Origin of the sequence: Actinosynnema sp. CS-041913, assembly GCF_050942485.1 — a bacterium.
Taxonomy (GTDB): domain Bacteria; phylum Actinomycetota; class Actinomycetes; order Mycobacteriales; family Pseudonocardiaceae; genus Actinosynnema.
Genome location: NZ_CP192037.1, coordinates 7,658,634 through 7,673,279, shown reverse-complemented (window position 1 = coordinate 7,673,279; position 14,646 = coordinate 7,658,634). Strand labels below are relative to the sequence as shown.

Annotated in this window: 10 protein-coding genes; 7 read left to right on the top strand and 3 right to left on the bottom strand. The window is 71.2% G+C overall.

From position 1 onward, the window contains the following. Complete coding sequence (locus ACQPZF_RS34520; protein WP_433264249.1) at positions 1-816, bottom strand: hypothetical protein; 816 nt, start codon at positions 814-816, stop codon at positions 1-3. Positions 817-859: 43 nt separating this feature from the next. Then, positions 860-2,161: a hypothetical protein gene (locus ACQPZF_RS34515; RefSeq protein WP_433264247.1), complete on the bottom strand. Its 1,302-nt coding sequence runs from the start codon at positions 2,159-2,161 to the stop codon at positions 860-862. Positions 2,162-2,427: 266 nt separating this feature from the next. On the opposite strand from ACQPZF_RS34515, the gene serA reads away from it, so the two are divergent. The 7 genes from serA to cimA all read left to right on the top strand — a co-directional run bounded on the left by serA (position 2,428) and on the right by cimA (position 14,042). Next, positions 2,428-4,035 carry a phosphoglycerate dehydrogenase gene (gene serA / locus ACQPZF_RS34510; protein WP_433264245.1) on the top strand — a complete coding sequence of 536 codons (1,608 nt, stop codon included), beginning with the start codon at positions 2,428-2,430 and terminating at the stop codon, positions 4,033-4,035. Positions 4,036-4,503: 468 nt separating this feature from the next. Further along, positions 4,504-7,836, top strand: a complete 3,333-nt coding sequence (locus tag ACQPZF_RS34505) for a S8 family serine peptidase (protein WP_433264243.1) — start codon at positions 4,504-4,506, stop codon at positions 7,834-7,836. 228 nt (positions 7,837-8,064) lie between these two features. Further along, complete coding sequence (locus tag ACQPZF_RS34500; protein ID WP_433264241.1) at positions 8,065-9,105, top strand: 3-isopropylmalate dehydrogenase; 1,041 nt, start codon at positions 8,065-8,067, stop codon at positions 9,103-9,105. Positions 9,106-9,413: 308 nt separating this feature from the next. Then, positions 9,414-10,436, top strand: a complete 1,023-nt coding sequence (locus tag ACQPZF_RS34495) for a FecCD family ABC transporter permease (RefSeq protein WP_433264240.1) — start codon at positions 9,414-9,416, stop codon at positions 10,434-10,436. Then, positions 10,436-11,200 carry an ABC transporter ATP-binding protein gene (locus tag ACQPZF_RS34490; protein ID WP_433264238.1) on the top strand — a complete coding sequence of 255 codons (765 nt, stop codon included), beginning with the start codon at positions 10,436-10,438 and terminating at the stop codon, positions 11,198-11,200. Before ACQPZF_RS34495 ends, ACQPZF_RS34490 begins: the two co-directional genes overlap by 1 nt. Next, positions 11,197-12,183 carry an ABC transporter substrate-binding protein gene (locus tag ACQPZF_RS34485; RefSeq protein ID WP_433264236.1) on the top strand — a complete coding sequence of 329 codons (987 nt, stop codon included), beginning with the start codon at positions 11,197-11,199 and terminating at the stop codon, positions 12,181-12,183. Before ACQPZF_RS34490 ends, ACQPZF_RS34485 begins: the two co-directional genes overlap by 4 nt. Before the next feature lie 248 nt (positions 12,184-12,431). Further along, positions 12,432-14,042: a citramalate synthase gene (gene cimA, locus ACQPZF_RS34480; RefSeq protein WP_433264234.1), complete on the top strand. Its 1,611-nt coding sequence runs from the start codon at positions 12,432-12,434 to the stop codon at positions 14,040-14,042. On the opposite strand, the gene ACQPZF_RS34475 is transcribed toward cimA, so the two are convergent. After that, positions 14,023-14,628: a S1 family peptidase gene (locus ACQPZF_RS34475; protein WP_433264232.1), complete on the bottom strand. Its 606-nt coding sequence runs from the start codon at positions 14,626-14,628 to the stop codon at positions 14,023-14,025. The genes cimA and ACQPZF_RS34475 overlap by 20 nt on opposite strands. Positions 14,629-14,646 lie beyond the last annotated feature (18 nt).

Below are 14,646 nucleotides of genomic sequence, written 5' to 3'. Positions count from 1 at the left end.
TCAGTTGCCGTTCCAGAACCGCCGCGCCTCGCCGATCAGGCAGTCGCACGCGGTCTGCCGCAGGCCGCACCACCAGCAGTCGGGGCCGGGCGCGGGGACGGCCGGCGGTGCGCAGCCCTGCCAGGTGACGGGGTGCAGCCGTCCGCAGCGCGGGCAGTGCCGCAGCCGGTAGCCGCCCGGCGGCGGGCTCAGGGCGAGACCCGAAGACCCCGGGCCGCCCGGCCACAGCGGGCCGCGGGCGAACGGCGGGCGGCGCGTGGGACGAGGCGTGGCCAGGGACAGGTCCAGGGCGCCGTGTCCGTTCAGCGTGACCATCCGGCCGTCGACCGCGGTGAACGGGTGCGGCGTCGCGAACAGGTGGTCCCGCCGGCCCGCGAACGCGCCCAGCGAATAGGTGCCGCGCGGCACGGCGAGGGCGACGTGCTCGCCGATCCGCGCCGGCACCACCAGACCGCTGCGGGTGGCCCGGAAGTCCTGTCCGGTGAGGACCAGGCCCACCGGATCACCCTCGCGCAGCCCGAGCGCACGTGCCGACGCCGTCAGCCCCGGCCGCACCGACACGACGCTCCGCGCGTTCCCCGGAGCGCGCGCCGCCGCGAACCTGTCCAGCCGAAACGACTCGCCGGACGCGTCGAACGCCTGCACCGGCACGCCCGCGCGGTCGAAGATCGCGTCCCGCCGGTCATAGAGGTAGCGGGCGGCGAGGACGGCGAACGGCGCGACGGGGCCGAGCACCATCGACGCCGCCAACTCGGCGAGCAGCGTGTAACCCTGCCGGCGCTCCTCGGCCGTGGGACGGAACGGGTTGTCGGTCATGACCATCCCGATGCCGGCCGCCGGGCCGCGGATACACGGTCGCTCATCGCCCCGCCTTCTTCCCGTTGCGGTTCAGCCGCGGCGCGGGCTTCGGCGTCGGGTCCGGGGCGGGGTCGACCGGGACGGGCGCGGCTTTCGCCCCGTCGAACAGGTACGGCGCGCCCATGATGATCAGCAGGCGGGCCGGCCGGCCGGCGACCGCGTCGGCCATGGTCGTCGTGTAGGTCTCGTCGGTCAGGCAGAACGTCAGGAACCCCACCGCCGCCACGGCCGAGAACAACGCCGCCACCCCCGCGTACGGCCACAGCGGCAGGTCGAACGCCACCCACGGCACGACGCCGTCGACGCGGGCCGTCGTCACCGACGCCTTGGACCAGTCCTCGGCGAGCGCGGCCGGCATGGCGACCACGGTCAGCAGGTAGACCAGCGCGTAGGTGATGGCCGTCGTGCCCACGAGCAACTTCCCGAACCGGGCCCGGAGCTGCCTGCGGAAGCCGTCCCCGGCGAGGTCCCGCAGGCGCGCCGCGTCCGCGCGCAGCGAGCTGTGCTCGAACGACGGCCTGAGGAACCGCTCCAACTGCCTCGCCGGCGGCCAGTGCTCCGTGGTCAGGCACCGGCTGCGCAGCATCCGGCCCGCCACGTCCACCCACTCGTCCGCGTTGCCCGCCACGTCCGCCGCCGCGCGGTCGAACACCCCGGTCAGCGGGAGCCGTCGGAACCGCGCCACGACCAGGGCGGCGAGCGGCACCACCGCCAACGCCACCAGGGCGACGCGCCACCCCGCCGCGGCGGCGAACTGCCACGGGTCCTCCGTGAACAGCGGCGCGAGGACCAGCACCAGCGCCGCCGGGACGAACAGCGGCACCCGCAGCGCGAGTTCGGCGGCCTCCATCGCCCACCGGCCGAGGAACACCAGCGCCACCGGCAGCAGGTGGGTGACCATGACCAGCGCGCTGAGGTCCTCGGCGATCGACCGCATCAGCGCCGCCAGCCACAGCGCCTGGACCGCGAGCCACCCCAGCTTCCGGTCCATGCCGAGCACGCCGGGCGCCACGGACAGCAGGTAGACGCCGCCCACCGCGCCCGACGCCACCACCGCGTCGAACCGCTCGACCACCACCAGGTGCAGGAACAACCCGATGAGCGCCGAGAGGGACAGCGTGGCGGAGACCAGCCGGCCGGTGTTCGCGCCGTCGTGCGCCTCGTGCGGGCAGACCTCGCCGAACCGCAGGCTGCGCAGGGCGCGCACGGCGAGCACCCTCGGCTCGACCGCGGTGTTGCCCGGCCGTCTCCGCCGCCGGACGTCCTCCAGCCTGCCCCGCTTGCGCCACAGCACCGAACTCATCAGGACCACGGGCGCACCGCCGTTCCGGGCCGGGGGTGGAGTCGCCGGATGATCGCGTCCCAGGGCACGCCCGTTACCCCGTACATGTAGGACGGTCGTACGGGAAACCAGCAGGTGGGACAGGGCACCCGGGTGTCGGGACGCGCCCGACCGCCGGATATGCTCGTCAACCCGGACACACTGCCGTGGCCGGCCGGCGCGGGTCTCGGCTGGCTCAGACGGCCCCGCGCTCCCCACCCGCCTCGCACACCACCGGGAGCACGTCCGTGACCAAGCCCGTTGTCCTGATCGCCGAGAAGCTAGCCCCGTCCGTTCTCGACGTCTTCGGCGAGGGCATCGAGGTGCGCCACGTCGACGGCACCGACCGTCCCGCGCTGCTCGAAGCCGTGGCCGACGCCGACGCGCTGCTGGTCCGCTCCGCGACCAAGGTGGACCGGGAGGTCTTCGCCGCCACCACCAAGCTCAAGGTCGTCGCCCGCGCGGGCGTCGGGCTGGACAACGTGGAGGTCCCGGCGGCCACCGAGCGCGGCGTCATGGTGGTGAACGCGCCGACGTCCAACATCGTCAGCGCCGCCGAGCACGCGGTCGCCCTGCTGCTCGCCACGGCCCGCCAGATCCCCGCCGCGCACGCCACCCTCCAGAACCACGAGTGGAAGCGCAGCAAGTTCAACGGCGTCGAGATCAGCGGCAAGACCGTCGGCGTCGTCGGCCTCGGCAAGATCGGCCAGCTATTCGCCGCCCGCCTCGCCGCGTTCGGCACCACGCTGATCGCCTACGACCCGTACGTGAGCCGGCAGCGCGCCGCCCAGCTCGGCATCGAGCTGGTGACGCTGGAGGAGCTGCTGGAGCGCGCCGACGCGATCTCCGTCCACCTGCCGAAGACGCCCGAGACCAAGGGCCTGATCGGCGCCGAGCAGCTCGCCAAGGCCAAGCGCGGCGTCATCATCGTCAACGCGGCGCGCGGCGGCCTCATCGACGAGGACGCGCTCGCCGAAGCCGTCAAGGAAGGCCAGGTCGGCGGCGCGGGCATCGACGTGTTCAGCACCGAGCCCACCACCGAGAGCCCGCTGTTCGGCCTCCCGAACGTGGTCGTCACGCCGCACCTCGGCGCGTCCACCACGGAGGCCCAGGACCGCGCGGGCACCGACGTCGCCAAGTCGGTGCTGCTGGCGCTGCGCGGCGAGTTCGTGCCGGACGCGGTGAACGTGCAGGGCGGCGGCGTGGTCGGCGAAGAGGTCCGCCCCTACCTGCCGCTGGTGCAGAAGCTCGGCACGGTCGTCGCGGCGCTGTCCGCCAAGGCCCCGACCAGCGTGACCGTCGAGGTGCGCGGCGAACTGTCCAACGAGGACGTGGCCGTGCTGCCGCTGGCCGCGCTGCGCGGCGTGTTCTCCAGCGTGGTCGAGGAGCAGGTCACCTTCGTCAACGCGCCCAGCCTGGCCGCCAGCCTCGGCGTGTCGGTCGACCTGACGAAGGAGCCGGAGAGCGCCAACCACCGCAGCCTGGCCACCGTGCGCGCGGTGCAGGCCGACGGCGCGGTCATCACCGTGTCCGGCACGCTCACCGGGCTGGACCAGGTGGAGAAGCTGGTCGGCATCAACGGCCGCAGCTTCGACCTGCGCGCCGAGGGCAACGTGCTGCTGCTGGAGTACCCGGACCGGCCCGGCGTCATGGGCGCCGTCGGCACCCTGCTCGGCGAAGCCGGCGTGAACGTCGAAGCCGCGCAGATCAGCCAGACCACGGACGGCGCGGACGCGTTCATGCTGCTCCGCGTGGACCGCCCGGTGGACACCGCGGTCCTGAACCCGATCGGCGCGGCAGTGGGCGCTCGCACTGCCAGGAGTGTCTCTTTTGCTGTGTCATCGGCCGCGCAGTGACATTGGCCGCTGCTCCGCAGACGGCGGGCTCGGCCGCCTGAAAGGCGGCACGCCGAGCCGGATTTCCGGCGATCGAAAAGCGTGATCGCCGGAAATCGGGCTCGGCCTACCGACGCGGCCTCGCGTGGGGGGCGAGAGGGCGGGGACGGCAGGGGGCGGGGGAGGGGAAGGGCCGGGGGCTCGTGGTCTCACGTACGGTGATGGTGGTGAGAGGGCGTGTGCACGGTCGGGTAGCTGTGTATATCGCTGCTGGTCTTGGCGGCGTCACAGTTGACTGTTGATTGTCAAATCTGTGGGCGTCGTCACTCGTTCGGTGTAATCGATCGTGTTCGGGTTGCTATTAGGTTCCACCCACGAGGTTGACCCGGTGCCGTAGAGGGCACGGCACCACGCGGGCGGCTCCTCCCCCCTACCGGATCACTGCGACGCTGCCCGCCGGGTCTAATCAGGCCTCGGTAGGGGCACGTTGTGAGCCGATCTCGCGTTGTCGCCAGATCTGCCGTACCGGTGTTGGCCGCGATACTCGTCGCGGGCTCCACCGCGGGCACCGCGCTGGGCGCGGAAGAACCACTGGCGCCGTCCGTCGCCGCCGCGCGCGGGCTGGACGCCGGGAAGTTGCAGTTGAAGGTGGGCAAGCGGCTGACCGCCGCCCAGGGCAAGGTCACCGCGTTCGTGGAGTTGGAGGCCAAGCCGGCCGTCGACACCTACACCGAGAAGACCGGCCAGGGCGCGAGCAAGCAGCAGGCCAAGGACGCCGCCAAGGCCACGAAGAACGACACCGCCAAGGTGGTCGACTCCGTGGTGGGCGACCTCAAGGGCAAGGACGCCTCCACCAAGGAGGTCTACCGGACCGCCAACGGCGTGCCGGGCGTGGTCGTCACGGCCGACGCCGCGAAGGTGCGCGAGCTGGCGCAGCGCGCGGACGTGAAGTCCGTCCGCACCGTGGTGCCGAAGTCCCGCCAGAACTCGTCCGCCGTGCAGCTCACCAACACGCTCAAGGCGTGGCAGCAGTACGGGAAGCTCGGCGACGAAACCCGCATCGGCATCATCGACACCGGCATCGACTACACCCACGCCGACTTCGGCGGTCCGGGCACCGTCGAGGCGTACCAGGCGATCGACGACACCAAGGTCGACGCCTCGTACTTCCCGACCGCCAAGGTCGTCGGCGGCTACGACTTCGTGGGCAACGCCTACGACGGCGACAGCGACGACCCCGCGATCAACACCCCCAAGCCCGACCCGAACCCGCTCGACTGCCACAGCCACGGCTCGCACGTCGCCGGCACCGCCGCGGGCTTCGGCGTCAACGCCGACGGCTCCACGTTCAAGGGCGACTACACCAAGCTCACCCCGGAAGCGCTCAACGCGATGCGCATCGGCCCCGGCACCGCGCCGAAGGCCCTGCTGTACGCGCTGAAGGTGTTCGGCTGCGACGGCTCGACCAACGTCACCGCGCAGGCCCTGGACTGGTCGCTCGACCCGGACGGCGACGGCGACTTCTCCGACCACCTCGACGTGGTCAACCTGTCCCTCGGCTCCGACTACGGCGCCCCGGACGACCCCGACTCGCTGTTCGTCCGCAAGCTCAACGCCTCCGGCGTGGTCACCGTGTTCTCCGCGGGCAACGGCGGCGACCTGTACGACATCGGCGGCGCGCCGGGCAGCACCCTTGAGGCGCTGACCGTGGCGTCCACCCGGGACGCGTACGTGCTGCGCGACGCGGCCGAGGCGACCGCGCCGGGCAACGTCGCGGGCCTGAAGGCCGGCCAGTACAGCCAGAACTTCGACTACCAGGGCAAGTCCGTCACCGGGCAGGTCGTGCCGCTGGGCGACCCGGCCAACAAGGACGGCTGCCTCCCGCTGTCGGCCGCCGACCGGGCCGCCGTCGCGGGCAAGATCGCCTGGCTGGAGTGGGACGACAACGACGCCAGCCGGCGCTGCGGCTCCGGCGCCCGCGCGAACAACGTGACCGCCGCGGGCGGTGTGGGCGCGGTGTTCACCTCCGCCCTGGGGCACTTCAGCGCGGGCATCGCGGGCAACGCGGTCATCCCGGTCGTCCAGCTCACCGGCAGTGCGACCGACTCGGTGCGCCCGGCGGTGGTCGCGGGCACGCTGACCCTCCGCCTCGCGGGCGACCTGCGCACCGTGCTGCCCACCTACGACCAGGCGATCGCCGACACGCCCAGCTCGTTCACCTCGCGCGGCGTGCGCGGCCCGGTCGTGAAGCCCGACGTGGCGGCCCCCGGTGACACGATCGCCTCGGCCCTGGTCGGCTCGGGCAACAAGACGCTGGTCAACAGCGGCACCTCGATGGCGGCCCCGCACACCACGGGCATCGCCGCGCTGGTCCGCCAGGCCCACCCGGACTGGACGCCGGAAGAGGTCAAGGCCGCGATCATGAACAGCGCGTCCGCCGACGTGAAGGCCGACGGCAAGACCTACGCGCCCAACCGCGTCGGGGCCGGCCGGATCGACGGCAGGGCGGCCCTGGACAACCAGGTGCTGGCCTACGTGCAGGACGACCCGGGCGCGGTCAGCGCGTCCTTCGGCGTGGTCGAGGTGAGCAGGCCGGTGGCGCTGACCAAGACCGTCAAGGTGGTCAACAAGTCCACCAAGTGGGTCGACTACACGGTGAACTACGAGGAGCTGACCTCGATCCCGGGCGTCCGCTACGAGCTGTCGCAGAGCACCGTGCGCCTCAGCCCGCGCGGCGTCGCCAAGGTCAAGGTCACGCTGAAGATCGACAACCCGGCGGAGCTGCGCAAGACCGTCGACCCGACGGTCCAGGCGAACCACCTCGACGCGCCGCGCCAGTTCCTGGCCGACGCGTCGGGCCGGATCGTGCTCACGCCGAAGAGCGGCTCCACCGTCGCGCTGCGGGTGCCGGTGTACTCGGCGCCGAAGCCGGTGGCGGACATCAACACGCCGGACCGGGTGACGTTCCGCGGCGACGCGACCCAGTCGGTGCTCAACCTCACCGGCCGGGGCGTCCACCAGGGCGCGTACAAGTCGCTGGTCAGCGTCCTCGAATTGCAGCAGTCCTCGCCGAAGCTGCGCGAGTGCCGCCGCAACGTGACGACGAACTGCACGCTCAACGACACGGCCAAGGGCGGCGACCTGCGGCACGTGGGTGTCACGTCCACCGCGCCGCTGGCCAAGGCCCAGGGCGAGCCGCAGAACGCGCTGCTCGCGTTCGGCATCGCGACCTGGGGCAACTGGTACAACCTGGGCAACAACACGATCCCGTTCGTCGACATCGACACCACGGGTGACGGCGTGCCGGACTACGAGGTCTACGCCAACAAGCTGACCGGCACCGACCTGCTGGTCGCGGCCACGGTCGACCTGGCCACCGGCCAGACCGTCGACATCCAGCCCGTCAACGGCCAGTTCGGCGACGTGGACACCAACGTGTTCGACACCAACGTGGTCGTCCTGCCGGTGCTGCTCACGGCGCTCGGCATCGACCCGTCGGCGGACACGTCGCGCCTCTCGTACACGACCGGCGTGGCGGGCTTCTACGTCGCGCCGGGCGCGTCGAACGGCCTGATCGACTCCATCGACCGGCCGGCGTCGTTCGACCCGCTCAAGCCGGGCCTGTGGGTGCAGGGCGGCGGCGACGCCGCGCTGTCCTACCTGTCCCGTCCGGGCACCGCGCTGGTGGTCAACCGGGACGCGGCGGCGCTGGCCGCCGACGGCTCGGACAGCCTGCTGGTGCTCCACCACCACAACGCCACCGGTGACAAGGCCGATGTCGTGAAGGTGAAGGCGAGCCGGGGCAACCGCTCAGCGGACTGACACCGTGCACCACTCTGGCCGGTCGGGGGTTGCTCCCGGCCGGCCAGAGCCGGTTAAGCGCATCGGGTGACGGCCGAACGGGGGCACTGAACCGTTCGGGTGTCCCGCAGTCCGGGACATATGGCCACTGAAGTGTGTTCCGAGTGCGGCGATCGGGTCCGCGACCGGTAGCCTTTCGCAAAGGAAACTAGTCCCGCGCAATGGGACTGATACCTGGGAGGTGTGTGGATGCGGCTCGCAGTGATCCCAGGAGACGGGATCGGGCCCGAGGTCGTCGCCGAGGCCCTGAAGGTGCTCGGTGAGGTCGTTCCGGCGGCCGAGATCACCCGCTATGACCTCGGCGCGGCGCGCTGGCACGCCACAGGTGAGCTCCTGCCGGAGTCGGTGCTGGGCGAACTGCGCCAGCACGATGCCATCCTGCTCGGCGCGGTGGGCGACCCCTCGGTGCCCAGCGGCATCCTGGAACGGGGTCTGCTGCTCCGTCTGCGCTTCGAACTCGACCACCACGTGAACCTGCGCCCGGCGCGGCTCTACCCCGGTGTGCGCAGTCCGATCGCGGATCCGCCGGAGATCGACATGGTGGTCGTGCGGGAGGGCACCGAGGGCCTGTACGCCGGGAACGGCGGTCTGCTGCGCAAGGACACCCCGCACGAGATCGCCACCGAGGTGTCGATCAACACCTCGTTCGGGGTGGAGCGGGTGGTCCGGGACGCGTTCGCGCGGTCGGCCAACCGGCCTCGCAAGCACCTCACGCTGGTGCACAAGACCAACGTGCTGACGCACGCGGGCTCGCTGTGGTCGCGGGTGGTGGAGGAGGTCTCGCTCCAGCACCCCGACGTGACGGTGGCCTACCAGCACGTGGACGCGGCGACGATCCACCTGGTCACCGACCCGGCCCGGTACGACGTGATCGTCACCGACAACCTGTTCGGCGACATCCTCACGGACCTGGCGGCGGCGGTCACCGGCGGGATCGGGCTCGCGGCGTCGGGCAACCTCGACGTGACCCGGCGCAACCCGAGCATGTTCGAGCCGGTGCACGGCAGCGCGCCGGACATCGCCGGCCAGGGCATCGCGGACCCGACGGCGGCGGTGCTGTCCGTGGCGCTGATGCTCGACCACCTGGGGGAGCACGAGTCGGCCCGCCGGATCGAGGCGTCGGTCGCCTTCGACCTGGCCACCCGCGACCACGCCTCGCCCGGCGCCACCTACGCGGTGGGCGACCGGCTGGCGGCGCTGGTCAGCTCGAACGTCCGCACCGGGGCCTGAGTCCCGGGTCAGCCCGCCGAAGGCCGCCTCCCCCGGGAGGCGGCCTTTCCGGTTCGTGAGGGCTCTTTGGGTTTCGTGAGGGGTGCTCGGGACGGCGGCGGGGGCGGCACGTAGGGTCGGCGTCGCCACCCGCGGGGGAAGTCCGGTCTGAGTCCGGCGCTGACCCGCAACGGTAGGCCCCTCCCCGAGGGGCGAGCCCGATTACCCGCAGGCGGCGGAAGTAGCTCCACTCCTGCCGTGGTCTGCGGGACGGACGCGCCGGTCCCTCGGGTTGCGTGCCGCACGGCCACCCGTCCGAAAGGCGACCGGTGACCAAACGGCTCTGCGTCGGGCTGGCCGCGCTCCTGGCCCTCTCCATCGTGTGCGGCGTGGCCCTCGGTCCGGTGCGCATCCCGTTCGGGGACGTCCTGCGGCTGCTGGAGGCGGCCGTGACGGGCGGCGTGATCGAGCCGTCCGAAGCCGGGCCGTACCGGATCGTGTGGGACATCCGGCTGCCGCGCGTGCTGCTCGCCGCCGTGGTCGGCGCGGGGCTGGCGGTGGTGGGCGTGGCCATCCAGGCGATGGTCCGCAACGCGCTGGCAGACCCGTACGTGCTGGGGATCTCGTCCGGCGCGAGCGTGGGCGCCACGGCCGTGGCCACGATGGGGCTGTTCGCCTCGCTCGGCATCTACGCGCTGTCCACCGCCGCGTTCCTGTCGGCGCTGGCGGCCATGGCGCTGGTGTACCTGGCCGCGCGGCGCGGCGGGCTGACGCCGCTCAAGCTGGTGCTGACCGGGACGGCGATGGCCTACGGGTTCTCCGCCGTGGCGATGCTGCTGGTCTTCCAGTCGCCGCGCGGCGAGGCCGCGCGGGCGGCGATGTTCTGGCTGCTGGGCAGCCTGGGCGGGGTGACGTGGGCCTCGCTGCCGGTGGCCGCCGTCACGGTGGTCGCGGGCACCGTCTACCTCCGGACGAGGGCCCGGCAGCTCAACGCGATGTCCATGGGGGACGAGACCGCGACGACGCTGGGGGTGGACGTGGCCCGGTTGCGCAAGGCCCTGTTCGTGGTCACCGCCGCCATGACGGGTGTGCTGGTGGCGGTCAGCGGCGCGGTGGGGTTCGTGGGGTTGATGCTGCCGCACCTGGTCCGGCTGGTGGTGGGCGCCGACCACCGCCGGGTCCTCGCGGTCGCCCCGCTGGCCGGGGCCTGTTTCCTGATCTGGGTGGACGTCGCGGCCCGGCTGCTGGCCGCGCCGGAAGAGCTGCCGCTGGGTGTGATCACCGCCGCGCTGGGCGTGCCGTGCTTCGTGTTCCTCATGCGGGGCCGCGGCTACGTGTTCGGGGGAAGGTGATGGACGTCTCGCTGACGGACGTCACCGTGACCGGAATCCTGCACGGCATCACGCTCGCCGCCCACAGCGGCGAGGTGCACGGGATCGTCGGGCCCAACGGCAGCGGCAAGTCCACCACGCTGCGGTGCGTGTACCGCGCCCTGCGACCGTCCGGCGGCGTGGTCCGGCTGGACGGCGCCGCGCTGGACGACCTGCCGATCCGGGACAGCGCGCGGGCGATGGCCGCGCTCACCCAGGACAGCCACGTCGAGTTCGACTTCACGGTGGCCGAAGTCGTGATGATGGGCCGGTTGCCGCACCAGACCGGGCTCGACCGGGAAACCGCCGGTGATCGGGATGTCTGCGCCTCGGCACTGTCCCGGATGGACGCCGCGCACCTGGCGCGGCGGAGTTTCCTGAGCCTGTCCGGGGGCGAGCGGCAGCGGGTGCTGATCGCGCGGGCCCTCGCGCAGGAGCCGGCGGTGCTGGTGCTGGACGAGCCCACCAACCACCTCGACATCAGCCACCAGATCGCGGTCCTCGGGTTGGTGCGCAGCCTGGGCGTCACCGTCCTCACCGTCCTGCACGACCTGAACCTCGCCGCCGCGTACTGCGACCGGATCCACGTCCTCGACGGAGGGCGGGTGGTGGCCGGCGGCAAGCCGGCGGACGTGCTCACCCCCGCCTTGTTGCGGGACGTCTTCCGGGTGGCGGCCCACGTCGTGCCCCACCCGACCAGCGGCGTGCCGCAGTTGCTTTTCGAACACCAGGAGGTCGGCCCGTGAGAAGGCTCGTCGCGCTCGCCCTTGTCGTTGTCCTGTCCACCACCGCGTGCGGCGCCACCATCGCGCAGGAGCCGCCCGGCTCGGCGAAGATCACGCTGCGGAACTGCGGCCAGGAGGTGACCTACGACAAGGTGCCCCGGCGGGTGGTCACCAACGACACCGGGATCGCGGAGCTGATGTTCTCGCTGGGGCTGGCCGACCGGATGGCGGGCTACGTGATCGGGGACGCCCATCAGGCCGATGTGGAGAGTTCCCCGTGGAAGGCGGACTTCGCCAAGGTGCCCCGGTTGGCTTCGGAGATCAACAAGGAGGTCGTCCAAGGGGCTTCGGCCGATCTGGTGTTCGCCGGGTGGAACTACGGGTTCTCCGAGAGCACCGGGTTCACGCCCGACGCGTTGAAGTCCTTGGGGGTGGCCACTTATCAGCTCACCGAGGCTTGTCGGAACGGGGTGGGGAAGCAGCGCGGGATCATGCCTCCGCTGGAGGCGTTGTACACGGATCTGCGGAACCTGGGTGTGCTCTTTGGAGTGTCCGCGCGGGCCGAGTCGTTGATCTCTGGGTACTCGGCGCAGGTGGCTTCGGCGGAGAAGTTGTTGCAGGGTAAGGCTCGGCCGAAGGTCTTCCTGTATGACAGCGGGTTGGACCAGCCTTTTACGGCTGGGAAGAACGCTGCTCCGCAGGACATCATCGAGCGGGCCGGTGGGGCGAACGTGTTCGGGGATCTGGACGACAGTTGGGCCACGGTGGGGTGGGAGGCTGTGGTGGCCCGTGCTCCCGAGGTCATCCTGATCAACGACTACGCGGATGGGGATTCCAGTACTCCTGATCAGAAGCGGGCGTTCCTGGAGTCTTATGCGCCGCTTCGGGAGGTACCCGCGGTTCGGGATGGGCGGTTCTTCGTGTTGCCCTATGCGGCGTTGGTGGAGGGGCCTCGGAACCCTGCCGCGATCGAGGCGTTCGCCCGGTTCCTGGCCGCGGGGTGATCCGCGGCTCTCGCGTGGAGCCTCGGGGTGGTTTGCCGGCGTTGGCTGTGCTCAGAGTGTGGGACAACCCGTCCGTGGCTTGGTCTTGCCGGGTGGGGTGTGGCAGTATCTGGTTCGTGGCTCTCCACGCTGTGATCATTATTTCTGAGCGCGTCGGGTAGTGCTTCCCTAAGCACCCGGCGCGCTGACCTCTCGCATCCTGCGGGGGGTCTTTTTGTTTTCCCGATCCGATCTTCTAGGAGACCCTGGTGACCACGCTCGGCGATTCCTTCCACGTCTACGACACGACCTTGCGGGATGGGGCCCAGCGTGAGGGCATTTCCTACTCGGTGACGGACAAGCTGGCTGTCGCCCGGCTGTTGGACGGGTTGGGCGTCGGGTTCATCGAGGGGGGCTGGCCTGGGGCTTTGCCGAAGGACACGGAGTTCTTCGCGCGGGCGGCGGCCGGGGATCTGACGTTGAAGAACGCCCAGCTCGTCGCGTTCGGGGCCACTCGGAAGGCCGGGGTCAAGGTTTCCGAGGACTTGCAGGTCAAGGCCTTGTTGGAGTCCCGGGCGCCGGTTGTGACGTTGGTCGCCAAGTCCGATCGCCGGCACATCGAAAAGGCGTTGCGGACCGATGTCGCGGAGAACTTCGCCATGGTCCGGGACACCGTCCGGTTCCTCGTGGACGAGGGGCGGCGGGTGTTCCTCGACGCCGAGCACTTCTTCGACGGCTTCGCGTTCGACCCGGACACGGCGCTCCGCACGCTGGAGTCCGCTGTGGAGGGTGGCGCGGACGTCGTCGTGCTCTGTGACACCAATGGCGGCCAGTTGCCACTCGGGCTGGCCGAGACCGTCGCCGACGTGGTCGCCCGCACGGGCTTCCGGGTCGGCATCCACTGCCAGGACGACACGTCCTGCGCGGTGGCCAACACCATCGCGGCTGTGCAGGCCGGGGCGACCCACGTCCAGTGCACCGCGAACGGCTACGGCGAGCGAGCGGGGAACGCCGACCTGTTCGCCGTCGTCGGGAACCTCGTGACCAAACTCGGCCTGGCCGTGCTACCGCGCGAATCGCTGGCCGAGCTGACCCGGGTCTCCCATGCGCTTGCCGAGATCGCCAACATCGCGCCCGACTCCCACCAGGCCTACGTCGGGTCGTCGGCCTTCGCCCACAAGGCGGGGCTGCACGCGAGTGCGATCAAAGTGGATCCGGAGCTGTACAACCACATCGATCCGGACACCGTCGGCAACGACATGCGGGTGCTGGTCACCGAGATGGCGGGTCGGGCCAGTCTCGAACTCAAGGGACGTGAGTTCGGGATCGACCTGGCCCGCCGGCCCGACGCGCTGACGAGCGCGGTGCGGAAGGTGAAGGAGCTGGAGGCCGGCGGCTGGTCGTTCGAGGCCGCCGACGCCTCCCTGGAGCTGCTGATGAAGAGGGAGCTGTCCGAAATGGACGCGCCGCCGTTCGTGCTGGAGTCCTACCGGGTCGTGCTGGACCACAACCGGGACGGCGCGATCGTGTCCGAGGCGACGGTGAAGGTGCACGTGTCCGGGCAGCGGGTGATCGCCACCGCCGAGGGCAACGGGCCGGTGCACGCGCTGGACGCGGCGTTGCGCAAGGCGCTCCTGCCGCACCTGTCCTGGTTGGACAGTGTGCAGCTAAACGACTACAAGGTGCGCATCCTCACCGAGTCGCACAAGAAGGTCGAGCACGGCACCGACGCCGTCACCCGCGTGCTGGTGGAGTCCACCGACGGTGAGCGCGAATGGACCACCGTCGGTGTCCACGGGAACATCGTCGAAGCCAGTTGGCTCGCCCTGTGCGACGCCTTGGTGCACAAGGCGACGCGGGTCAGGCCGTCACGAGCGTGAAACCCTCCGCCGCCAGGATCCGGTTGATCGGGTAGAAGAACGAGGTGCAGCCCCCGGTGGAGCCGCCCATCAGGTGGCCCTGGGCGTGGGAGCCGCTGATCACCGGCAGCCAGTCGTCGCCGGGCTGGACGCACAGGTTCGTGCGCGTCAGCCCGGTGATGGTGCCGGTGCCGTGGCTGATGGACTGGTTCTTGGCGACGACCGTCCCGCAGCGCCAGCCGCTGATGCGGCTGGACGTGCAGACGGTCGCGCCCACCGCCGCCTCGACCGATCCGGTGATGGGCGTCGGGTGGCCGGCCAGGCGGGGTAGCTGGTCCCAGGCCGACGGGTCGAGGATCCGCACCACGCCGTAGGTGGCGCGCTTGCGCTCCACCGGGCCGATGACCACGCCGCCCGGGCCGATCAGGGTGCCGTTGGCGTTCGCGCAGTGCACGGACACCAGCAGGTAGCCCCGGACGTTGAAGCCGTTCACGCAGCGGCTGTTCTGGTTCAGGGTGAGCTGGGTGCCCGCTTCGAGCGGGGTCGCCGCCGAAGCCGGGGTCGCCGTGGCGACCAGTGCGAGGAGAACTATCAGCAGGGTTCGCATGGTTCGACGCTAGGCACG